The sequence below is a fragment of the Nocardia sp. NPDC050378 genome (assembly GCF_040655675.1).
Lineage (GTDB): Bacteria > Actinomycetota > Actinomycetes > Mycobacteriales > Mycobacteriaceae > Nocardia > Nocardia coubleae.
Genome location: NZ_JBFAKI010000001.1, coordinates 337,242 through 358,740 on the forward strand (window position 1 = coordinate 337,242; position 21,499 = coordinate 358,740).

Here is a 21,499-nt window from a genome sequence, read left to right on the forward strand (position 1 = left end):
CTGCCTCGCATGGCGGTGATCTCCATCACAGCGTTGCACCTGTGAAGGCGCGTCATGCCCGTGCAACAAACGTGTGGTGCCCTATGGCCATGAGAAGAGCCGCGATCGTGGCGCCGGTCCGCACGCCGAGCGGGGTGGAGGGCGGAGCGCTGTCGGGAATGCCCGCCGAGTGGCTGGCGACGACGGTTCTTTCGGCGGTGATCGAACGCTCCGGCATCGACCCGCTGCGCATCGAGGACGTCGCCATGGCCTGCGTCGACGGCGGCCTGGCGAACGTGCCCGCCGTCGGCGCGCTGGCCGCCCGGGGCGCCGGGCTGCCGTTCGCGGTGCCCGGCTTTCTCACCGACCGGCACGGCGGCAGCGGGCTGCAGGCCGTGATCACCGCGGCCATGATGGTGCAGACCGGCGCCGCCGACGTGGTGGTCGCCGGGGGAGTGGAATGCGTGACCACCCCGGCCGGACTACCCGGCGGCATCGAGGGCCTGCGCAATGCCGAGGGGCTGGCGGGCTACTACGGGATCGACCGTGCCGCGGCCGACGAATTCGCCGTGGCCAGCCATCGCAAAGCCGCGCGGGCCTGGCGCCAGGGCGCGTTCGGCGCGGAAGTGGTTCCGGTGGATGTCGGCCCCGCACACGGTGGTCACCAGATCGGCCGTGACGAAGGCGTGCGCGACGACCTGTCCACGCACACCCTGGCCGGTCTGCGGCCCCTGCTGCCCGACGGCGTGGTGACGGTGGGGAATATGAGCAGCCACCGGCTCGGTGCGTCGGCCTGCCTGGTCGTCGCCGAGGACCGGCTGACCTCGCTCGGCCTCACCCCCATGGCCTTCCTCGCGGGCTGGGCCGCCGCGGGCTGTGACACCTCGGGCCCCGCGCTCGGCGCCGCACCGGCGGTCGCCAAACTGCTCGGCCGCACCGGTCACACGCTCGATGATGTCGACCTGCTCGAAGTCAATGAGGGCTACGCGGTGGAGGTGCTCGCCCTGGCCACCGCCTGGGAACTCGGCCCGCTCGACCGCCTCAATGTGAACGGCTCCGACATCGCGCTCGGTCACCCGGTCGGTGCGACCGGCCTGCGGATCATGACCACGATGCTGCACGAACTGAGCCGTACCGGTGGACGATTCGGGCTGGAGGCCATCGCCCTCGGACACGACCACGGCATCGCCGCGCTGTTCGAATCCGCCGAATCCGCCGAGCCGGTGGAGACCCCACGCGGCGCCCGCTTCCACGGAGTACGCGGCGGTCGTCGCTTGGGTAGACACCGCGCGTGACAGGTCAGCCAGTACCGCGCGGGCGTGCCACACGCGGCAGCGCGTCAGGCCCGTGCGCCGCTGACAGGGGTCGGCGCGGCAAGCCGAGGCTGCCGCGCCGAGGTCGTGCTCCTACTTGGTCCTCGGCCGCGAGTGGAAGCCGAGACCCTCGTCCTGCGCACCCATCCAGGCCGCCTCGTCGGACTTGCTGTCGGGAACATAGATCGGTTCCGCCCGGCGCGGCACGGCCAGTTCCGGCGGGGGCGCCTGCTCGAAGTCCTCGGCGTCGATGACGAGCCGCTCGAGGTCGTTCTCCAACCGGCGCACGGTGGCCGCGTCGCCGTAGTTGGAGCGCAGTGCGCCGATCGATTGCCGGAGTTGGCCGACCGCGTAGCGCAGTTCCGCGATATCGCTGCGTGTCATCGTTACCTCCTGGGTATATGGCGGGCATACCGACTCGCCGGATCACGGGCACGCCCGAAAAGCTCCCGGGCCGCGCTGCACCGAGCTGTGTGACTCACCACACAACGTGATCTCCACCACAGTAACTGATCTTTTCGGTTTACGCCCGAAGTTGCTGGGGATCCGGCGGTTGCCGTCGGATAACTGTTGGATGTCAGCCCGCGATGGCGTAGCGGTTGTGAACGCTCACACCGGCGCGCTCGACCAGCGCGGCGATGGCCTGCGCCACCTCCTCGGCGTGTTCGAGGATCACGCTGTGACCGGCGCCTTCGATTCGCACCAGCTCGGCACCGGCCAGTTCCGAGGCCAGCACGATCGAATGGGTGAACGGCACCATCAGGTCGGCCGAGCCGGCGAGCACCAGCGCGGGCAGGTCGCCGAAGCGGCGCAGGGTGCGCGCTTCGTCGAAAGTCAGCAGCGAGTTCAGGAAGCCCGCCATGGTGAGCAGCGCGGTCTCGTTGAGGATCGCCGTGGCGATCGCCGTCGTCCGGGTGCGCTCACGTCCCTCGCGGATCAGCGGCCCGAACGCCCAGCGTGACAGGCGCTTCGAGGCCTGCATCACCCGTGGCGCGTGGACCACCGCGCGCTGTAAGGAGGCGACGGCGTGCCGGTTGAGCAATCTGCCGAGACCCAGCTCGGTGAGCCCGCCCGCCGCGCCCGCGATGAGGCCGACGCCGGTGACCCGCGTACCGATGGTTTCCGGGTGCAGCCGGGCGTAGGCGAGCAGCACCATGGCGCCCATCGAGTGCCCGACCAGCACCACCGGACCGGTCGGCGCGATCGTGCGCAGCACCGCGTCGAGGTCGGTGGCGAGCTGGTCGATGGTGTAGGTGTCGTGGTGGGCGTGGCCGGATTCGCCGTGGCCGCGGTGGTCGTAGAAGACCATCTTGGTGTCGGAACTCCACCGGGTGTGCAGCTGTTCGCGCAGGCGGGCCCACGATTCGGTGTGCAGGCAGTGGCCGTGTACGAAGACGACGGTCATCGGGGCGTCGGGGGACCCGTAGGAGCGGGTGGCGATCGGCGTGCCGTCGTCGGCGACGACGGTGCAGCGGCGGGCCCCGGCCGTTGTGGTGTCCATGGCTGGGCCTCCTCCGACTACAGCGTGCGCGGGCTGTGGTGGTGTTTCGACCTGGATAGCCCTGGCGTTAGCCGGGCATGCCGCGCGTTATTCAGCCGATGCGCAAAAGACTCCGGCGTGGCGGTTCTTGTGATCGAAGGAAGCTCTAAAGGAATCTAGTGTTTCATCTAGAAATATGAAGAGAAGCATGTAGAGGCGCTTTGTCAGTCCTTCATACCGCCATCTAGCGGGTTCTCTAGAAGCTTGAATACTTCTATACACTGCGCAGATAGCGCCCGAAATGCGGAACCGTGAAGCCGATCGTCCCGCGCTCGGCGGAGTAGATCAGACCCTTCTTGATGAGCCCGTCGCGGGCGGGGGACACCGAGGCGGGCTTGCGGCCGAGCTCGGCGGCGACCGCGGCCGTGGCAACCGGGCCGTCGTCCCCGGCCAGGTCGGCCATCGCCCGCATGTACTCGCGCTCCGCGGGGGTCGCGCGTTCGTAGCGCGAACCGAAGAAGCCGACGGCGAGTTCCTCCTCGGCCGCGGGGGAGGCCACGGCCACGTCCTCGGCCGTGATCGGGCTCTCGGGTGCCTGGTCCCAGGCCGCCTTCCCGTACGCCTGCACGAAATACGGGTAACCGTCGGCCCTTTGGTACAGCGAATCGAGCGCCTCGGAGGTGAACTTCACCTCCTCACGCTCGGCGGGCGCGATCAGCGCCTGATCCGCCGACTCCCGGTCGAGCCGGTCGATCCGGTGATAGCTGAACAGACGCTCGGAATAACTCTTCGACGCCGACAGCACCGCGGGCAGGTGCGGCAGGCCCGCGCCGACCACGATCAACGGCGCGGCGTCCTGGCTCAATTCGTGGCAGGCGCCGCAGATCGCCGACACATCGGCGGGCCCGAGATCTTGCATCTCGTCGATGAATATGCCGATGCCCACCCCGATCGCGGCGGCGAGCGCCGCGGCCTCCTTGAACAACTCGATCAGATCGATCTCGATATCACCGGAATCGGCCCGGCCGGTCACCGCGGGCACATCGATACCCGGCTGCCAGCGTTCCCGCAAGCCCTTGTCGGCGGTGGCGCGCAACGCGAAAGCCTTGAGGATGCCGAGGAAGTCGTCGACCTGTTCCGGATTGCGATGCGCCATCGCGACCGCGCGCACCGCCATGTGCAGCGCCGAGGACAGCGGCCTGCGCAGATCCTGATCGGGTCGCGCCTCGATCTTGCCGGTACCCCAGCCGCGCGACACCGCGGCCGACCGAAGCTGATTGAGCAGCACGGTCTTTCCCACTCCACGCAGCCCGGTGAGCATCACGCTGCGCTCCGGCCGCCCACGCGCCACCCGTTCCAGGACGATGTCGAAGGCGGCGAGTTGCTTGTCGCGCCCGGCCAATTCGGGCGGACGCTGACCGGCGCCGGGAGCATAGGGATTGCGCACGGGGTCCATGCCTGGCAACCGTAGCGCGTGTGCACGGCAGAATCTCGGTAACTCTGTGCCGTGTCCTAGATACTGCTAGCGAACCCGAGAAAGAACGGAGCCCGATGTTCGAGGAGCCAAGCTCGGAGCAACCATCGCGAGACGAGGACGCCACGTCGCCGATCTACCTGACGCCCGCCCAGGTCGTCGCCGGCTGGCGGGTGCCACCCGGTGCGCACCGGGCCGACACCATCAAGCGTGGCGTCCTGGCCGCCCTCGCGGCCGGAACCGGCGACATGAACCCCGTGGAGGCCGTCGCCCACATCGCCATCGGTCCGGTCGTCGCGGCGCTGGGCCGCCTCGAGGCCGACCTCGCCGATGCCCGCAGCCGCATCGCCGAACTCGAACAGGCGCTGCGCGACCGCGACGGGCAGTGACATCGGGAGACCGGACCGTTATCCCTCTCGACACGCCGTGGCAGCGCGCTGAACAGGGCTTTGGCCGCAGCGGGAAAACAACTTGCGGGCACCGCTGGACAGCGTGGATCACAGGCCGTAATCTTCTCGTGACTTAGTGGAGTCTGTCGCTTCGTCAGAGAAGCGGCGCCACGGGTCACCGCCGAATAATCGTGTTTCCCAAGCGAACACGACAGCGCGGCGGGTGAGCAGCAAGATCGGAGACTCGTCTCGGTGGGTAAACACAGCTTGCAGCGGGATTCTCGTCTGCCGAATTCCGTCAAGGGTGCACTCGTCATGGGTGCGGTGGCCGCCACAACCGGTGCGATGCCAGCGATTTCGCAGGCCGCCACGATCAACATTCCGGGCCTCGGCAATTTCGATCTGCCGCCCGAACTCGAGCAGCCCGCCCAGCAGGTGGAAAAGCAGCTGCAGTCCATGGTCGCCCCGCAGGGCCAGGCCGCGCCGCAGCTGCCGAGCGTGCAGTTCGACAACCCCTTCGAGCAGCAGCAGCAGTCGGCGGGCAACATCGCCCTCGACGCCGCGCGCAGCAAGCTCGGTGCCTCCTACAACTGGGGCGCCGCGGGCCCGTCGAGCTTCGACTGCTCCGGTCTCGTGCAGTGGGCCTACCGCCAGGCCGGTGTCGAGCTGCCCCGCACCAGCTTCGAGCAGTCCCACGTGGGTGCGCCCGTGTCCTTCGACAACCTGCAGGCCGGTGACATCGTCATCACCAACGGTGGCGGCCACGTCGGTATCTACGCGGGCAACGGCCAGCTGCTGAACGCCGTGCAGTCGGGCACCCCGGTGTCCTACACCCAGCTCTCCGCCGACGACGTCGTAACGGCACGCCGTATCGTCTAAGGGGTGTCCCCAGCGGAACAACGATCACCCGACCAGGCCCGCGTCGATGCGTGGACCTGGTCGGTTCGTCTGTTCAAGACCCGGTCGGCGGCGGCCGATGCCTGCCGCGCCGGGCACGTGCGCGTCAACGGGGTGACGGTGAAACCGGCGCAGCCGGTCCGTCGCGGTGACGAGATCAGGATCCGGCACGCCGGGACGGAACGCATCGTCGTGGTCGAGCAGATCATTCACAAGCGCGTCGGCCCACCCGTGGCCGCCCAGTGCCTGATCGACCGCAGCCCACCGCCCCCGCCGAAGGAAGTCCTGGCCACCTTGCCGCGCCGCGATCGTGGTGCGGGCAGGCCGACGAAACGCGAACGCCGCGAGACGGACCGGCTGATGGGACGCACCGACTGATAGCCCGGTATTCGCTGAATGTGGATGCGGAATCATTGCGGTGGTCGGTCATCGCCGCCATCGCCTACGGTGGCACTCATGGGTGAGCACAGAGATATGTTGACGACGCTTCTCACCTGTGGTGTCGCCGCGATCGCCTCGGGACCACGGCTGCTGTGGCCGCGCGGCGCCGACACCCGCTTCCTCGCCGCCCTCGAGCAGGCGCCACTGCCACCGGCGCGCCACACCGTCTCGCTCGCCGCGCTCACCCAGGCCGAGTTGTCGGCACCGACGGCGGCAGTCGTCGAGGGCACGCGAACGTTGCGCTGCACGCCGCTGACCATGTCGGCCTTCCTGATCCGCCACCCCGAGGCCACCTTCCTGGTCGACCCCGCCCTCTGCGCCGGCGTGCACCAGCGCGTGCTGCCCGAACTCGCCTTCCCCATCGCGCGTGTGGTCGCCCTCGACGACCCCGTGCGCGGGCTGAGCGAGGCACTCGCCGATCATGAACTCACCGGCGCCGACATCGACTTCGTGCTGCCCACCCACCTGCACTGGGATCACGTCTCCGGGCTCTACGAGTTGCCCGGCTGGGTGCCGATCCGCGTGCCAGGGGCCGAGTACCGCTGGGCCATGGGCGATTCCGGTGCGCCCTTCGCCGTGGCGCGTGGCCCGCTGCGTGGACGGGTGTTCGACCTCTACGACCTCGACGGCCCACCGGTACTCACCTTCCGTCGCAGCCACGACCTGTTCGGCGACGGCTCGGTCCTCATCGTCGACCTGGTCGGCCACACGCCCGGCAGCGTCGGCGTACTGCTGGCCGTGGACGACGGCAGCCGGGTGCTGCTGGCGGGCGACGCGGTGTGGAGCAGGCGACAGATCGAACTGATCCGCGAAAAGGCGCCGATCCCCGGCGATTTCGTCGACCACGACCGCACCGCCGCGTTCGAGACCATCCACCGCCTGCACGCCCTGCCGCCCGAGATCGAAGTGATCCCGGCCCACGACCGCGCCGCCGTCAACGCCCGCGTCACCGCATCCTGACCCGGCGGGCGGGTCAACCGGCCGCGAGTCCGTCGGCGACGCTGGAATACCTGGGCTGCCAACCCAATTCCGCGTGCGCGAGCTCGCTGGAGATCCGCATCGACGTATCACCCATCAGCGCGGCGATATAGGGCACGCCGAGCCGAACCAGCCACAGCGGCAACCGGATCGGCCGCGGTGCCTGCTTGCTGTGCCGCACCAGACGGAAGAACTCACCCCAGGTGATCGGGGTGTCGTCGGCCAGGTTGTAGGCGCGACCGGCGACCCCGCGTTCCAGCGCGGCCACCGTCGCTGCGGCGGCGTCTGCCACGTGCAGCCAGCTGTTCACTCCGCCCTCGCCGCGCGGCCCCACCGGCTGACGCTTGCGCATCATGTCGCCGAAGAGGTCGCTGAACGCGCCCGGACCATAGAACAGCCCGTAACGCAACGCGATCGCCTCGAGTCCGGGCGCCGCGAACGCCTGCTCCTCCGCCGACACGCACGCCCGCACGACTTCGTCGGCCACGCCGCCGTCGTAGACGCCGAACGCGTCGCGTTCGGTGAGCGGAACCGTGCCGTGGTCGCGGTAGCCGTAGCCGAGGATCAGCGACTGGGTGAGAAAGCGCCGCGCCCCGACCGACTCTGCCGCCTCGAGCAGATGGGCGGAGCCGACCGTGCGCAACAGGCCGGTCGGATCGTCGGCGGGGATGCGGCGCTGGGGCTTGGCATCACGCAGCGCGGTGGCCTGATGGATCACCGCGTCGGCGCGCACGCCGTCCAGCGCGCGCAGCAGTCCCTCGCGGTCGAGGACATCGGCGGTGACCGGTTCGGCACCGAGTTCGCGAACCAGCCCGTGGTTGGCCGGGTTGCGCACGATGGCGGTGACGGTGTGCCCGTCGGCGGTGAGTGCGCGGATCAGAGGGCGCCCGATGGCACCGGTCGCCCCGGCGAGCAGAACCTGCATGATCGTTCCTTCCCGGTGAGGTAGTTGCTTGCTTCTCGGACGGGACGCGGCGTCGTGATGTGACGGTCTGTGACCCGGTTCACGCTGGTCAAAGGCGACCACGAGATTGGGTGATGTCACGGCGGTTCCACGGCGTGTCGGTGTGTATCGTGCGGCTCATGCGAGTCGACGGGCGGGAGATCCCGGTCACGGGGAGTCTCCTGCAGCCGAGGATCAGGCGGACGAGTGACATCGTCCGGGTGGTCGCGGCGTCGTTGGGCGTCGGCGTCGTGGTGGCGGGTTCGCTCATCACCCGGCCCGAGTGGCTGGCGCTGGAACGGTCCGTCGCCAAGATCGTGGACTTCCTCAGTCCCGAGCAGTCGACGCTGGTCTACCTGATCTACGGGATGCTCATCCTGGCGTTGCCGTTCGCCATCTTCATCGAACTCGTGGTGCGTCGACAGTGGAAGCTGCTCTTCGGTTACGGCGCGGCGGGACTGCTCGCGGTGCTGGCCCTGTCGATCACCGGGGCGGGCATCTCCACGCCGAAATGGCATCTGCCGGTGCCCGACCGGTTCGACACCTTCCTTTCCCAGTTCCTCGACGATCCGCGCTGGATCGCCATGCTCGCCGCCATGCTCACCGTGTCGAGTCCGTGGTTGCCGGTGCGGCCGAGGCGCTGGATGTGGTTTCTGCTGCTGATGTTCGCGCCGATCCACCTGGTGGTGAGTTCGGTGGTGCCCGCGCGGGCGATGCTCGGTCTGGTCGTCGGCTGGCTGGTCGGCGCGGTGATCGTCTGGCTGGTCGGCACACCCGCACTCGAGGTGCCCCTCGACGCCGCCGTGCGCGTGCTGGCCGAACGCGGGTACACGGTGAACTCGTTCCGGGTGGTCCGCCCCGCCGGTCGCGGGCCGCTGCTGTTGGCCACCGCTGTCGACGGGCCGGAATCCGAAATCATCGTCGAGCTGTACGGCAAGAACCAGCGCAGTTTCGGTGCCATCCGTCAGCTGTGGCGCTGGCTCACCTTCCGCTCCAGCGAGACCGCGCCACTGCACGGCTCGCTGCACCGGGCGGTGGAACATCGCGCGCTGCTCGGTATCGCCATCGGCGATCTCGGCATGGCCTCGGCACATCAGGTCGCGGTGGCGAGCCTGAACCGTGGCTGGATGCTGTACGCGCACACCGTCCCTCGCGGTACACCCTTGCGCAAGCTCTCCGCGCAGGTGCTGCCCGGGGTGTGGCGCTCGCTGGTCCGCCTGCACGACAACCAGATCAGCCACGGCGACCTGCGCCCCGATCACGTGCGAGTGTGCCAGGGCGACACCCTGTTCAACGGTTTCGCCGCCGCCGAATTCGGGGCGTCGGACTCCCAGCGCCAAACCGACATCGCGCAACTGCTCGTGTCGACCACCGCGCTGTTCGGCAAGCACGAGGCCGTCTCGGCGGCTGTCGGCGTGCTCGGCGAGAGCGCCGTCGTCACCGCCGCGGGCAGGCTGACGAAATCGGCCATGCCGGCGGGCATTCGCAAGACGGTGCCGCAGTGGACCAAGGTGATGGCCACCGCGCGGGAAGAAGTCCGTGAGCAGACCGGTCACGACCGCATCGGCTCCGAACAGCTCACCCGGTTCACCCGCAACCAGGTGATCCAGCTGGTGCTGCTCGTCGCGCTCGTCTACGTGGCCTACCCGTTCTTCAGCCAGGTGCCGACGTTCTTCAGCCAGCTGCGCACCCTGAATTGGTGGTGGGCGCTGCTCGGCCTGGTCATCACCGCGTTCACCTATGTCGGTGCGGCGGCCGCGCTCGGCGCCTGTGCCGACGGGCTGGTCCGGGTCCGCGACCTGTTCCTCGAACAGTTCGCCAACACCTTCGTCGCCACCACCACCCCGGCCGGTGTCGGCGGACTCGCCCTGAGCGTGCGGTTCCTCGTGCAGGCGGGCATGTCGACCGCGCGTGCCACCGGAGCCGTCGCCTTGCAGCAGTCCATGCAGGTGCTCACCCACCTGGTGCTGCTCGTGGTGTTCAGTGTCGTCGCGGGCACCTCGACCAACCTCGCCCACATCGTGCCCGATGCCACCGTGCTGTACCTGGCCGCCGGGGTGGGCGTCGGGTTGATCGGCGCGTTCATGTTCGTGCCGAAACTGCGCCGCTGGGTGAACCATTCGGTGTGGCCGCAGATCCGGGAGGTGGTGGGCGAGGTCGTCGCGCTCGCCCGCAACCCGATACGGTTCTCCGTGATCGTCGGTGGGTCGGCGGTGATCACTCTCGGCAAGGCGTTCGTACTGTGGGTGAGCGTCGAGGCCTTCGGCGGCGGAACCGATTTCGTCGCCGTCACGATCGTCACCATGATCGGTGGCACCCTCGCCTCGGCCGCGCCGACCCCCGGCGGTGTCGGTGCGGTGGAGGCGGCCCTGATCGGTGGTCTGGCCGCCTTCGGGGTGCCCGCCGAGATCGCGGTGCCCGCCGTGCTGCTCTACCGCGTGCTCACCTGCTGGATCCCGGTGGCGCTCGGCTGGCCGATCATGCGCTGGATGGGCGAGAAGAACATGATCTAGTTCGCCCGCAGCGCGATGGTGAGCCCGTCCTTCTCGCAGATCGACGGGACGGCCGGGTCGGGCTGGGCGTGGCAGTCCCAGCCGTCGACGTCGAGCTCGTCGGACGGCTGGATCGTCGTCACGTAGGTGGAGGCGACGTCGATCGCCTCGGTGCAGCCGGGTCGGCCCTCCGGCGAGCCGACGGCGATCACCGTGCGGGTGCCGCCGACGGCGTCGGTGACCGGCCCGCAGTCCACGTCCTCGACGGGCTCGTCAGGGACCGCGCTCGTGGTCCGCGACGCGGTGGAAGTCGCCCTGGTCGTGCTCGATGCCGCTGCGCGGGTCGACTCGACGATCTCACTCGTCGGGGCGACCACCTGGGCCGATGTGGTCGGCGCGGCGGTGCTGCTCGGGTGTGCGGACTGGTTGCCGGAGTCCTCACCACAACCGGACGATCCGGCGATCACGGTGAGCGCGGCGACCGCGCACACGACGACATGAATCTGCTTCAACGCATCCTCCAGAGTCGGGGGTCCCGCCGATACGTGCGCATTCAATCACGATGCGGCGCAACGCTGTCTGATCCGCGCGCAGCCGAATCGGGAATTCTCGCTGCCCGAATCGCCGGTTGCCTGCCGGTCGCTGAACATGCCGGTCGGTCGGATCGGTTTGCTGATCGGCCGGGGTGGGGAATCACCGCGAGGATTGCCGACCGTGCCAAGCGTCGTGTCCAGCGCCTAAGCTGTCTGGGACGTAGCCGGATCATGACCGAGAGGTGTTGCTTCGATGGGATCCCGGACGGTGGTCGCCGACGTCGCCGACGAGCTGGCCCGCCGTGTCGCCACCGGCGAGTACCGCCCCGGCGAGCTGATGCCCTCGGTGCGCCAGGTCGCCGACGAATTCGGGATGAACCGGGCCACCGCCCAGCTCACCCTCGGCAGGCTCGAGTCCTACGGCTTCGTCGAGGCGCGCCGTGGCAAGGGCTTCACCATTCGCGATGTGCGCTCCGAAGGCGGGATGGACGCCTACCGGCACCTGTTCCGTTTCTCCCTGTCGGCGCCCGAGATCGCGGCGGAGATGTTCGCCGACATCGTCGAGGTGGAACGCGGCATCGTCCTGGAAGCGCTGCTCACCTACACCGGCGCGGCGAAAACGCTCGACCACCGCGAACTCGCCGCAACCGTCGACGAGCTGGAGGCGCTCGCCCGCCACACCGTGCCCGACTATCCGCGCATCATCGCCATCGAGATCGCCCTGATCCGGCGAATACTCGGTGCGCTCGGGATGAGCATGCAACGCGCGGTGCTCAATACGATCGGTGACATGGTCGCCGAGGTGCCCGAGGCGGTCACCGCCTACTTCGCCGTCGCCGCCGACCTGCACGTGCTCGTCTGGCGTGCGCTGCTGGCGGTGTGGGAGTCGGGCTCCGAGCCGACGGAGGCGCAATCGGCCCTGTTCGTCGACCTTTTCGCGCTGTACCACGAGAAGGTGAGCGCCCGGTTCGACGATCTGCTCGGCATCACCGGCCCCGTGGCCGAGGCCGAATCAGCCTGAGCTGTCTGGGTCGCCGTGGCGGCGGGCCTCGGCGGCGTGCCGTGCGTCGGCCGTGTGATGCCACGGCAGGTGCGCTCTGGGCACGATCGAGTCGAGGATCGGTGCGACGTGCGGCGGGTAGGAGGCCCGCAGACCCGAACCGACCATCACACCCAGCGCGATCGACATCACCGACAGCAATGCCGAGGCAATCACTTCCAGTCCGCCGCTCGCGGCCCCACCATGGGTGCGCATCACCAGCTCCGAGATGCCCGTGAGGCTGATGCCGCCGGGCACGAGCATCCAGAACGCGGGCAGGAACGCCACCTGCGTCGGCGGTGCGTTCTTGCGGTTCCGGATCAGGTAGGCCGCGGGCACGGCGACGAGACCGCCGAGAAACGTGCCGGTCAGCGGGCCCGACAGCGCCTTACCGGCGAACTGCGCGAGATAGGTGATGTAGAGGACGAGCAGCAGCCAGCCCACCGAATTCTGCGGCGCGCTCGACCGCCACGAATGCCCGTACCCGATCAGCAGCACCCCGAGCAGTGGTGCCCACCAACCCAATTGGGCCGAACTCACCGGAACCGTCTGTAACTGCCCGAGCAGACTGATGCCGACGAACAGCCCGAAAGCCAGCAGGAACAGCATGTTGATGCCGTAGACGAGCCGACTGGCCCCCGCCACCATCGACCCGGTCGACAGCTCGATCGTGCCGTTGGTGAGCATCGCCCCGGGCAGCAGCGTCGCCACCGCGGGGATCAGCAACTGCTGCGGCTGACCACCGGCCAGCGCCCCGGGAAACCCGAACGACAGCATCGCGACCACGGCCGCCGCGACCACCGGCAACGACGACTTCAACAGCCGGAACCGGTCGGCCAGCTGGGTGAGCAACCCGACGATCAGCCCGAGCACCACGTACCCGACCAACGCCCGCGCCCCGGGATTGAGCATCATGCCGATCCCGACCGTCAGCACCACGTGACCCAGCAGGATCACCAACGGCGGACTACCCGGTTTCGCCGACAGGATCTTGTCGAGGTCGGCCGATGCCTCGGCAGGCGGCGGCGCGTCCTGCTCGATCCTGTCGATGAGCTTGTAGAGCCCGGCGATCTGGTCGAGCGGCAGGGTGCCGACCCGCGCGTCGAGCATGTCGACCGCGGAACCCTCGTGCGTGCGAACGCGCACGAACACCGCCGTTGGCAGCACCATGAAATGGATGTTGTCGGTGGCGTATCGCTTGGACAGCCGGTCGAGGATCTGCTGCACGCCCTGGGAGGTCTCGCCCGAGCCGACCAGCGCCACGCCGAGCCGGCACAGCAGGTTCAGCAGGTCGGCCGGTACCGGTGGGTCGTCCACCGGCGCCGGCCGACCGGGGTACTGCGCGCGGGTGGTCGCCACGGCATCGGCGACCCGCTTGCGCGCCGCCGCCCACGTGCTGATCCTGTGTTCGGAAGCCATGCCACCGCCGTCCGCAACCGTTGGGCACTGTGCACCTGGGTGAGATACCGCGAGTCTAGGCGAGCAGTGCCGTTGCGACGGTGTGGTGCCGGCAACCTACCGGCATCCGGGCGGTCAGGAGTTGAGGGTGCTGAGCCGATCGCACGCGGTGACGTATTCGTTCACCAGTCGCTCGATCACGTCGGCACTGCGCTCCACCTTGTTCATCATGCCGACCACCTGGCCCACCGGATTGAAGTTCACGTCCTTGGCGGCCTCGGGGTAGCGGTGTCCGCGCTTGACGCCGTCGAGGGCAACCATCATCTGCAGCGGCATCGGCAGCGGGTCGGGAGTGTCGGTCGATTCCCAGGCGTCGGTCCAGTCGTTGCGCAGCATGCGGCACGGCTTGCCCGTCCACGACCGCGAGCGGATGGTGGCGTGGCTGTCGGCCTCGAGGTAGGTCTCCATCTGCGCGGGCGGCACATTGGCCTCCTCGACGGTGAGCCACAGCGAGCCCGTCCACGCCCCCGCCGCGCCCATCGCCAGCGCCGCCGCGACCTGCGCGCCGTTGCCGATACCACCGGCCGCGAGCACCGGCGTGTCGCCGATCGCCTCGATCACCTGCGGCCACAGCACCAGCGAGGACACCTCGCCGCAGTGCCCGCCGCCCTCGGTGCCCTGACACACCACGAAGTCCAGGCCCGCGGCCTTGTGGTTCATCGCGTGCTTCACCGAACCGCACAGCGCCCCGATCACCCGGCCGGAGTCCTGGATGCGCTTGATGACGTCGTCGGGCGGGGTGCCGAGGGCGTTGGCGACGAGCTTGGCCTTGGGATGGTTCAGGATGACGTCGACCTGCGGACCCGCGGTGGTCGCGGTCCAGCCGAGCAGCTCGTTGTGGTGTTCGCCGTCGGGCAGCGGCGGCACGTTGTGGTCGGCAAGGATCTGCTGGGCGAAGTCGCGATGGCCCTGCGGAACCATCTGCGCCAGTTGCTTTTCCAGCTGCTCGGGGGTCAGGCCGTCGACACCCTTGCCCTCGTACTTCGAGGGGATCACCAGGTCGACGCCGTAGATGCCGTTGACGTGTTCATCGAGCCAAGCCAGCTCCACCTCGAGCTGTTCGGCGGTGAAGCCGACCGCGCCGAGCACCCCGAGTCCGCCCGCATTGCTCACCGCCGCCACGACGTCGCGGCAGTGGGTGAAGGCGAAGATCGGGAATTCGATGCCGAGCTGTTCGCAGAATTCGGTACGCATACCGAACTGTAACACGTTCTAGTTTGGTGGAGAATGCCCAATTTCTAGAGTGCCGCGTCCTCCAGCGCCGACAGCGAATCCTCCAGGTGGTCGAGCAATCGATGCAGGTCGGGCAGGGTGCGTCGGCAACCGACCAGGCCGAAATCGAGGTTGTCGGCATTGGAGGTGAGGGTGATGTTCACGGCCTGGCTGTCCAGTGGGATGGAGAGCGGGAAGACCGCGTCCAGCCGCGCACCGTTCCAGTACATCGATTCGCGCGGACCGGGCACATTGGAGATGACGATGTTGAACGGCGGCGCCGTCATCGACGCGAACCCCGGCAGCAGCATCGCCGCCATCGGGCTCACCACCGCACCCGACACGGCGAGCGTCTGCAGCGGACCGAGGCCCTCATACACCTGCTTGTTGCGGCGCATCGAATCACTCACCACCCGAAGGCGTTCGGCCGGGTCCTCGATATCGGTACCGAGATTGCAGAGCAGCGCGGCCACTTTCACGCCCTGCGTGTCGAGGTCGTCCTCGTCGCGCAGCGACACCGGAACCATCGCGATCAGCGGCTTGTCCGGTAAGGCGTTGTGTTCCACCAGGTATGCGCGCAGCGCGCCCGCCGACATCGCGAGCACCACATCGTTGAGCGTGGTGCCGGTCGCCTTCTTCACCTGCTTGAGCCGGTCCATCGACCAGCTGCGCACCGCGCACTTGCGGGCGCCACCGATCGGCACGTTGAGCAGGGTGCGCGGCGCCTCGAACGGCAGGGTGAGCTGCTGCTCGAGCAGCCCGGTCCTGGTGGCTTTCAGCAGTGCGGCGGCCGATGAACTCGCCGACGACAGCGCGCCGAGCAATCCGGTCTTCGGCTGCGCGGTCCGCGGTGCGCGCTCCTTACGTGGCAGGTTCCACGGAACCGTGACATCGGTCGCGAACGGGTCGGTGGTGAGAGTGCGCTGCATGATTCGCTGGGCGGAAACGCCGTCGATCAGCGCGTGGTGCATCTTCGCGTACAGCGCGAAGCGGCCGTCGGCCAGACCCTCGATGAAATGCATCTCCCACATCGGGCGATGCCGGTCGAGCAGCGCGCTGTGCAGGGTCGAGACGTGGTCGAGCAGCTGGTCCATCCCGCCGGGCGCGGGCAGTGCGCTGTGCTGCAGGTGATAGTCCAGGTCGACCTCGTCGTCCTGGGTCCACGCCAGCTGCGGAGCGCCGAGCCAGGTGGCGGGCCGCCTGCTGAAGGTGGGCCGAACGGTGTTGTCGGCCAGTAAGGTTTCGCGGAGTTCGCGAAGATAGTCGGGCCCGGCGTCCTCGGGCGGTTCGAACAGTTGCAGTGACCCGACATGCATCGGGTGTTCCCGAGATTCCGCGAGCAAGAACAGCGCATCCAACGGCGCTATGAGATCCATGCGAGATCGCCCCCTGACGACAGGTGATGGCAAAGATTTCAGATGATCGACCACGCTGTCGGGTACGGCACCCCTGCGTGCCGTATGTATCCACGCTACCCGGTGATGCGGGTGACGTCAGCCGAACGTCGCGACCCTGCCGAACTCCACAGCGCACCACGGCTTCACCTCGTACCGGGAAACAGCGGTCCGGACGAGCAGGCGTTGGTTTCACCGAGAGGCGAATCAGTGCGCCCGTCGGTCTCGCATGCGATGACTGGTCAGGCCCTGACCGTTTCCGCTTCGCGTGGGTCGGCCGCGTCGCGCGGATCATCGGCCAGTGCTTCGGTCGGGTGCTCTGATTCCGGCTGAGTCTCGGTGACCTGTTCGGGTTCGGCCTGGAGATCAGCGGATTGCGGTGGCACAGACGGCAATTGCTCCGTCACCTGTTCCGCCTCGGGCTCGTCGGAATGCGCTGTCGGCGACGGGGTTTCGGCGACCGGCCGGACCGGGGCCGGAGCCGGTTCCGCGCCTACGGTTTTCGAGGCGATCTCGATCCCGAGTTCGATCCGGGTGGTCTCCACCAGTGCCCGCTCCTGCTCGGCCGCATGACGCATCGCCTTCTGCCACAGCGACGCCATCTCCTCTAGCTCCTCCACCGTCGCCTCCACATCGATGTGGAGCTTCAGGCGCTGCATGGTGATGTGCTGGGCGACGGTGAGCGTGCGCAACAGGTCTTCGCACTTGTTGGGGATGCGGCGATGCGCCACCACCCGCAACCGAGTGAGCATGCCGCTCGGGCCACCCCAGATCAGCTTGTGGATCTGCGCGCCCGCATTGTCGATCTCGTCGACAGTTAGCAGCTCCCAATCGCCACAGCTGGCCAGGTCGGCCCGCACCGACGCCGAGGTCTCCAGGATCGAAGCGACTGCGGCGAGCACTGCCTCGCGCCGCCACGCCTCGTGATCGCGCTGGTCGCCGACCATGTTCGACAGCTCGACATGGCGTTGCGCGGCGTCGAGCGCCTGCCTGCCGCGCTCGTCGGCCGCCGCGAGTGCATCGCGGTGGGTTCGGTTGTTGGCGATCACGCCGACCAGAACTGCGCCGGCGACGGGGAGCGAGCCGAGGAGTGGGAGCCACTGAGTCACCCGCCGATCATTGCACCGAGGCCCGTCACAGTCACCATGATCGGCGCGTCGGACCGCGATGTCGGTGCGTTCCCGGCGGGCGTGGACACGAAAAACCCGGTGCGACACGAGGTCACACCGGGTTCTTCGGCGTCGGTCAGTTCGTCGCGGTGCTGGACGGCTCGACAGTGGTGCTCGGTGCGACCGTTGTGGTCGGAGCCACCGTTGTGCTCGGCGCGGGCGCCTGGGTGGTGGTCTCCGGGGCGGCGGCCTGGTTCGTCGCCGGTTCGGTGGTGGTCGGCGGGGCCGTCGGGGTGGACGGTGCGACGGTCGTGGTCGACGATTCGACGGTGGTCGTCGGCTTCGACGTGCTGGTCGCCGCCTTCGACGTGCTCGACGTGGGCTCGGCGACCTTCGATGTGCTCGGCGCCGCCGAGGTGGTCGTGGTCGCCGGCTTGGTCGGCGCGGCGAGCGCGGCCGTCACATCGGAGTCCTCCGGAGCCGACTTCGCGTCGACCGTCTCACCCGCCTGCGCCTGCTTGGCCAGGTGTGTCAGCCAGGCGGCGGCGTACTCCGCCGAGGTCAGCGGCTTACCGTTGGCCGCATCGGAATCGCGCCAGTAGTCGAAGTGATGACCGGTGCCGTTGGGGCCGAGGGTGAGCTGGTACGGATCGCTCAGCGCGACCGGGATGGTGTTCTGGTTCGTCACGATCAGCCCGATGATCTCGTTGAACACCTTCTGCGGCAGGTACGCCAGCGGCGAGATCTTCTCGGCCGCAATCGTGTCCGCCTTGGCGGGCGCCTTCGTCTCGCCCGGCTTGTAATCCGGGTCCGACACCTTCAGCAGCACATCGAGGAAGGTTTCGTCGCTGGCCATCCAGTTCGGATTCGCGGCGATATCGGAGAAGGCGGCCATCGCGATCCGGCCGAGCGTGAACGCCATGTCCTGACCCGTCGCCGGGGTGAGACCATCGCGCTGCAGATCGTCGACATTGATCTGCCTGCCCACGTTGGCGGCCAGTTGCAGCAGCGAAATGTTCTCCGGCGCCGCGCAAGTCAGGTCGCCTTCGGAGCAGAACGAGGCGATCTTGCCGTTGAGGGCGCCGAAGTCGCCGCCCGTGGTCACGCCCTTGCCCGAGATCGGCTTCGTGCCGTCCTGGTATTTCTGGTCGAAACCGTCGGGGTTGGCGAACGGATCCTCGGCGCCGATGAACGGGCCCTCACCCGCTCCGCGACCGGCATCGGCGAACATCACCACACCGAGCACGTCGTCGGGGTCCACCACCGAGTAGCCGTCCTCGGGGGCGTCGTTGCCGATGCCCTCGGCGACGCGGCGAACCACATCGGCGCCCTCGCTGTAGCCGACGATGGAGAACTTGGTGTCCGGGCAGGCCGCGGAGATCTCACGCATCACCCGCTGGGTGTTGGCGACACCCGCGTTCACCGCGTCCTCGTAGGTGGACATGTCCGCCGGATAGGCGATGTACACCGCCGCGTACTGGCCTTCGGCCAGATCGTCACGTGGCGCGTTCACCACCGGGTCGACCCACACACTGCTGTGGTCGCCCGACAGTGCGGCGGGCAGTGGGTTGCCGTTGGCGTCGAGCAGCATAGCGGTGGTGCCCTCGACCGGGGTGTCGTTGCGTCCGGCCACCGAGATGGTCACCATCTCGCGGCACTCGGTCACCGAGGTGGTGAGGGTGTATTCAGGGGAGGCGGGCTTCGATGTCACCGCGAACGACGCGGCGACGATGGCCGCGACCCCCAACGCCGCAGGCGCGGCAACAGCAGAAGCGATGCGATGTTTCGCGAGAAACGCACGCAGATTCATATGTTGATCCCGTTCGAACGACCTACAGGTGGGCAGGCCCCCCGACGGGCCGCATGTCACGAACCATGTCGCCCCCACCTGCAAGATCGTTACTGCGGCGTACGGGATCGTATGCCCCCATTTCCGTGGTCATGTGGGCTCGCTATCGCGGTGAGGGTGATGGCGCGGGCCGGGTGATAGCGTCCGAATGGAACAATGACGACGTGAACCGACCCGTCATCCCCAGGTAGGACTATGACCTCGCACATCCCGGCCGACACCGTGCACCTCGCGCTGCTGCCCGGCTTCCTCGACCCGGTGAACCTGCTCAACTCCTTCGGCACCTGGATGCTCGCCGGGCTCCTGCTGGTGGTGTTCATCGAGTCCGGGTTGCTGTTCCCGCTGCTGCCCGGCGATTCCCTGCTGTTCACCGCCGGGTTGATCGCGGCGTCGAAGTCGACCGAGATCGAACCGTTCGCGCCGATCGGGGTGTTGCTCGTGCTGATCCCCGTCGCCGCGATCCTCGGCGATCAGGTCGGGTACGTGATCGGCGCGCGCGGCGGGACCGCGTTGTTCAAGAGCAACGACGCCCGGTTCTTCAAGAAGCGCTATATCGACGAATCCCACGAATTCTTCGAAAAGCACGGACCGATCACCATCGTGCTCGCCCGCTTCGTCCCCATCGTGCGCACCTTCGCGCCGGTGGTGGCAGGCGCGTCCGGCATGCGGTACCGGACGTTCCTCGTCTACAACGTGGTCGGCGGTGTCGCCTGGGGTTCCGGTGTCACCTATCTCGGATTCCTGCTCGGTCAGATCGCCATCGTCCGCGACAATGTCGACCTGATCTTCCTGCTCATCGTCGCCGTCTCCGTGCTGCCGATCGTCGTCGAGGTCGTCAAGCGCATGCGTCGCAAGGGTTCTCCCGACGACGACCCCACCGAGCGCGTCAACTCCTGACCGGCCCGGCCGGGAAGTTCGTCGCTTCCCGGCCCCGTCGGCCTCATCCGGCGATCTCGCGGACCGAATCCGCGATCGCCCGGAAATCCTTCCGCAGGATGGCGCCGTGATTACTCGGCACCTTCGCCCCGAGCTGGATATGGGGATTGCGCGCGATAGCCGAATCCAGTCCCTGGCGGATCTTCTCCTGTTCGTCCTTCTTGCTGCCGAACGAAGTTCCCGAAGCGATCACATACCGCACCGGAACAGTGATCGCCTCCAGCACGGGACCCAGCGCGCTTTCCCGCGAAAGTTTCCCGAGCTCGATATTGCTCTCCGCCTGCTCACTTGCCGACAACCTCGGCGTCAGTCCCGTCGGCCGAAGCAACGGCATCACCCAGTTCAACCGCTTGAACAACTTCCGAATCCGCTGCTCCATCGCCTCATCGAGCCAGTCGTACGGAAACGCGCCGTCCACCAGCACCGCCCCGATGGTGCGCCCCGGATTCCGTTGTGCCCAATGCGCTCCCACGACGGCGCCATAGGACCACGCCACGACAATGGCCCGCTCCACACCCCTGGCCGCGAGCACCGCATCCACATCGCGCACCGCCGCCTCGAACGAGTAATCCTTGGAAGTCTTGGACTTCCGCCCACGCCCCCGCTCGTCGAAGGTGATGTGCCGGAACCCGTCGCCCAATTCGGCAATGGTCTTCTTCCAATAACCCTGGGTAGCGAACTGCCCGTTCAGGTAGATCACCGGAATACCGTCGCCACCGGTGTCGGTGACGGCCAACGCGGTGTCGTCCACCTCGACCATGCCGCTCCACGCATAACCCCGATTTGTTCCCTGAGCAGTCATCACTCTTGCCTTCCAGTCGTTCTCGCCGTTACGAGAACCACTGTCACACCACCTCCTGACACCGCCCTGACACCCGACCTACACGCCCGCTGATACGGGGGCGTCCGCCGTTTCCAAGTCCGCTCCTAGTGCCTTCCAAACCCCTGCGCGCATTCTCGGACATACGAGAAAGCCCCAGGAAGGGAAGCCGAAATGCTTGTTGTCACCGGCCAGATCATTGCCACCGTCGCCGTACTCGCCAATGCCGTCGTCTACGGCACCGATGTCTGCGGGGCGGTGATCATGCGGTCGGTCTACCGGAAGCTCGACGACGCGACCGTGACGGTGAGTGCGGGGTGGGGTCACTACTACGGTGACAAGCGCATGCCGGTCATCGGCGCCGGAGGCATAGTGACCGCGGTGCTCACCTTGTTGATCGCGCTGCTGGCCGGCCGGCTGGGCGCGGCCGTCGCCGCGGCAATCACGGTGGCGGCTCTATTCATCTGGCTCGCCCTCTACGTGCGCATCGCCAAGCCGATCAATTCCCAGCAGACCGCCGCCGCTCTGTCGGGCATCATTCCGCCGGATGCCCGGGCGCTGCAAAACAAGTGGGACAGCATCCTGAAGTATCGAGTCACCCTGCAGTTCACCGCCATCGCCGGCTTGTGCGCCGCACTGATCCTGTTCTGATCCGTCAGCGAGGCGAAGGCCGCAAAACGTATCGCTCCGAAACCCGACAGGCGTTGGTGCTGATCATCACGCCGGCGCCGAGGAAGCGGTAGGACGGTGCGCGACGCTTCCC

Annotated in this window: 20 protein-coding genes; 9 read left to right on the plus strand and 11 right to left on the minus strand. The window is 67.9% G+C overall.

What is annotated here, in order from left to right; all coding sequences use genetic code 11:
• Window positions 1-89 precede the first annotated feature (89 nt).
• A complete protein-coding gene (locus tag AB0I35_RS01550; protein WP_357393375.1) occupies window positions 90-1,274 on the plus strand; it encodes an acetyl-CoA acetyltransferase in 1,185 nt (394 codons plus the stop codon).
• Between the two features lie 111 nt (window positions 1,275-1,385).
• Here the strand turns inward: AB0I35_RS01550 and AB0I35_RS01555 are convergent, their stop codons facing one another.
• The 3 genes from AB0I35_RS01555 to AB0I35_RS01565 form a co-directional block, all read right to left on the minus strand.
• Window positions 1,386-1,676: a hypothetical protein gene (locus tag AB0I35_RS01555; protein ID WP_067497270.1), complete on the minus strand. Its 291-nt coding sequence runs from the start codon at window positions 1,674-1,676 to the stop codon at window positions 1,386-1,388.
• 193 nt (window positions 1,677-1,869) lie between these two features.
• The gene (locus tag AB0I35_RS01560) at window positions 1,870-2,793 is read right to left on the minus strand and encodes an alpha/beta hydrolase (RefSeq protein WP_357393377.1); all 924 of its coding nucleotides are present in this window, start codon (window positions 2,791-2,793) and stop codon (window positions 1,870-1,872) included.
• Window positions 2,794-3,046: 253 nt separating this feature from the next.
• The gene (locus AB0I35_RS01565) at window positions 3,047-4,228 is read right to left on the minus strand and encodes an AAA family ATPase (protein WP_357393379.1); all 1,182 of its coding nucleotides are present in this window, start codon (window positions 4,226-4,228) and stop codon (window positions 3,047-3,049) included.
• Between the two features lie 95 nt (window positions 4,229-4,323).
• Between AB0I35_RS01565 and AB0I35_RS01570 the strand changes: the two genes are divergently transcribed.
• The 4 genes from AB0I35_RS01570 to AB0I35_RS01585 all read left to right on the plus strand — a co-directional run bounded on the left by AB0I35_RS01570 (window position 4,324) and on the right by AB0I35_RS01585 (window position 6,933).
• Complete coding sequence (locus AB0I35_RS01570; protein ID WP_245655507.1) at window positions 4,324-4,635, plus strand: hypothetical protein; 312 nt, start codon at window positions 4,324-4,326, stop codon at window positions 4,633-4,635.
• Between the two features lie 315 nt (window positions 4,636-4,950).
• Entirely contained in the window at window positions 4,951-5,514 is a 564-nt protein-coding gene (locus AB0I35_RS01575) for a C40 family peptidase (RefSeq protein WP_067497265.1), read from the plus strand.
• A 3-nt stretch (window positions 5,515-5,517) separates the two neighbouring features.
• Entirely contained in the window at window positions 5,518-5,910 is a 393-nt protein-coding gene (locus AB0I35_RS01580) for an RNA-binding S4 domain-containing protein (RefSeq protein WP_067497264.1), read from the plus strand.
• A 78-nt stretch (window positions 5,911-5,988) separates the two neighbouring features.
• Complete coding sequence (locus AB0I35_RS01585) at window positions 5,989-6,933, plus strand: MBL fold metallo-hydrolase (protein ID WP_357393381.1); 945 nt, start codon at window positions 5,989-5,991, stop codon at window positions 6,931-6,933.
• A gap of 13 nt (window positions 6,934-6,946) precedes the next feature.
• On the opposite strand, the gene AB0I35_RS01590 is transcribed toward AB0I35_RS01585, so the two are convergent.
• Window positions 6,947-7,876, minus strand: coding sequence for an NAD-dependent epimerase/dehydratase family protein (locus tag AB0I35_RS01590; RefSeq protein WP_357393383.1), 930 nt, complete (start codon window positions 7,874-7,876; stop codon window positions 6,947-6,949).
• Between the two features lie 158 nt (window positions 7,877-8,034).
• Between AB0I35_RS01590 and AB0I35_RS01595 the strand changes: the two genes are divergently transcribed.
• Window positions 8,035-10,407 (plus strand): lysylphosphatidylglycerol synthase transmembrane domain-containing protein, encoded by a 2,373-nt coding sequence (locus tag AB0I35_RS01595; RefSeq protein WP_357393385.1) that lies wholly within the window; start codon window positions 8,035-8,037, stop codon window positions 10,405-10,407.
• On the opposite strand, the gene AB0I35_RS01600 is transcribed toward AB0I35_RS01595, so the two are convergent.
• On the minus strand, window positions 10,404-10,898 hold the full coding sequence (locus AB0I35_RS01600) for a hypothetical protein (RefSeq protein ID WP_357393387.1): 495 nt from the start codon (window positions 10,896-10,898) through the stop codon (window positions 10,404-10,406). The two genes, AB0I35_RS01595 and AB0I35_RS01600, sit on opposite strands and share 4 nt — an antisense overlap.
• A gap of 274 nt (window positions 10,899-11,172) precedes the next feature.
• On the opposite strand from AB0I35_RS01600, the gene AB0I35_RS01605 reads away from it, so the two are divergent.
• The gene (locus tag AB0I35_RS01605; RefSeq protein ID WP_357393389.1) at window positions 11,173-11,940 is read left to right on the plus strand and encodes a GntR family transcriptional regulator; all 768 of its coding nucleotides are present in this window, start codon (window positions 11,173-11,175) and stop codon (window positions 11,938-11,940) included.
• Here AB0I35_RS01605 and AB0I35_RS01610 read toward each other — a convergent pair.
• The 5 genes from AB0I35_RS01610 to AB0I35_RS01630 all read right to left on the minus strand — a co-directional run bounded on the left by AB0I35_RS01610 (window position 11,932) and on the right by AB0I35_RS01630 (window position 18,941).
• Window positions 11,932-13,377: a threonine/serine exporter family protein gene (locus AB0I35_RS01610; RefSeq protein WP_357393391.1), complete on the minus strand. Its 1,446-nt coding sequence runs from the start codon at window positions 13,375-13,377 to the stop codon at window positions 11,932-11,934. The genes AB0I35_RS01605 and AB0I35_RS01610 overlap by 9 nt on opposite strands.
• Before the next feature lie 114 nt (window positions 13,378-13,491).
• On the minus strand, window positions 13,492-14,610 hold the full coding sequence (locus tag AB0I35_RS01615) for a nitronate monooxygenase family protein (RefSeq protein ID WP_357393393.1): 1,119 nt from the start codon (window positions 14,608-14,610) through the stop codon (window positions 13,492-13,494).
• A gap of 44 nt (window positions 14,611-14,654) precedes the next feature.
• Window positions 14,655-16,004 (minus strand): wax ester/triacylglycerol synthase family O-acyltransferase, encoded by a 1,350-nt coding sequence (locus AB0I35_RS01620; protein ID WP_357393395.1) that lies wholly within the window; start codon window positions 16,002-16,004, stop codon window positions 14,655-14,657.
• 260 nt (window positions 16,005-16,264) lie between these two features.
• On the minus strand, window positions 16,265-17,131 hold the full coding sequence (locus tag AB0I35_RS01625; RefSeq protein WP_357393397.1) for a hypothetical protein: 867 nt from the start codon (window positions 17,129-17,131) through the stop codon (window positions 16,265-16,267).
• Between the two features lie 136 nt (window positions 17,132-17,267).
• Window positions 17,268-18,941, minus strand: a complete 1,674-nt coding sequence (locus AB0I35_RS01630) for a cutinase family protein (protein WP_357393399.1) — start codon at window positions 18,939-18,941, stop codon at window positions 17,268-17,270.
• Between the two features lie 234 nt (window positions 18,942-19,175).
• Between AB0I35_RS01630 and AB0I35_RS01635 the strand changes: the two genes are divergently transcribed.
• Entirely contained in the window at window positions 19,176-19,877 is a 702-nt protein-coding gene (locus AB0I35_RS01635) for a VTT domain-containing protein (RefSeq protein ID WP_357393401.1), read from the plus strand.
• Between the two features lie 43 nt (window positions 19,878-19,920).
• Here the strand turns inward: AB0I35_RS01635 and AB0I35_RS01640 are convergent, their stop codons facing one another.
• Window positions 19,921-20,676, minus strand: a complete 756-nt coding sequence (locus AB0I35_RS01640) for an alpha/beta hydrolase (RefSeq protein WP_357393403.1) — start codon at window positions 20,674-20,676, stop codon at window positions 19,921-19,923.
• Between the two features lie 234 nt (window positions 20,677-20,910).
• Between AB0I35_RS01640 and AB0I35_RS01645 the strand changes: the two genes are divergently transcribed.
• Window positions 20,911-21,387, plus strand: a complete 477-nt coding sequence (locus tag AB0I35_RS01645; protein WP_357393405.1) for a DUF1772 domain-containing protein — start codon at window positions 20,911-20,913, stop codon at window positions 21,385-21,387.
• The last annotated feature ends 112 nt before the right edge of the window (window positions 21,388-21,499 follow it).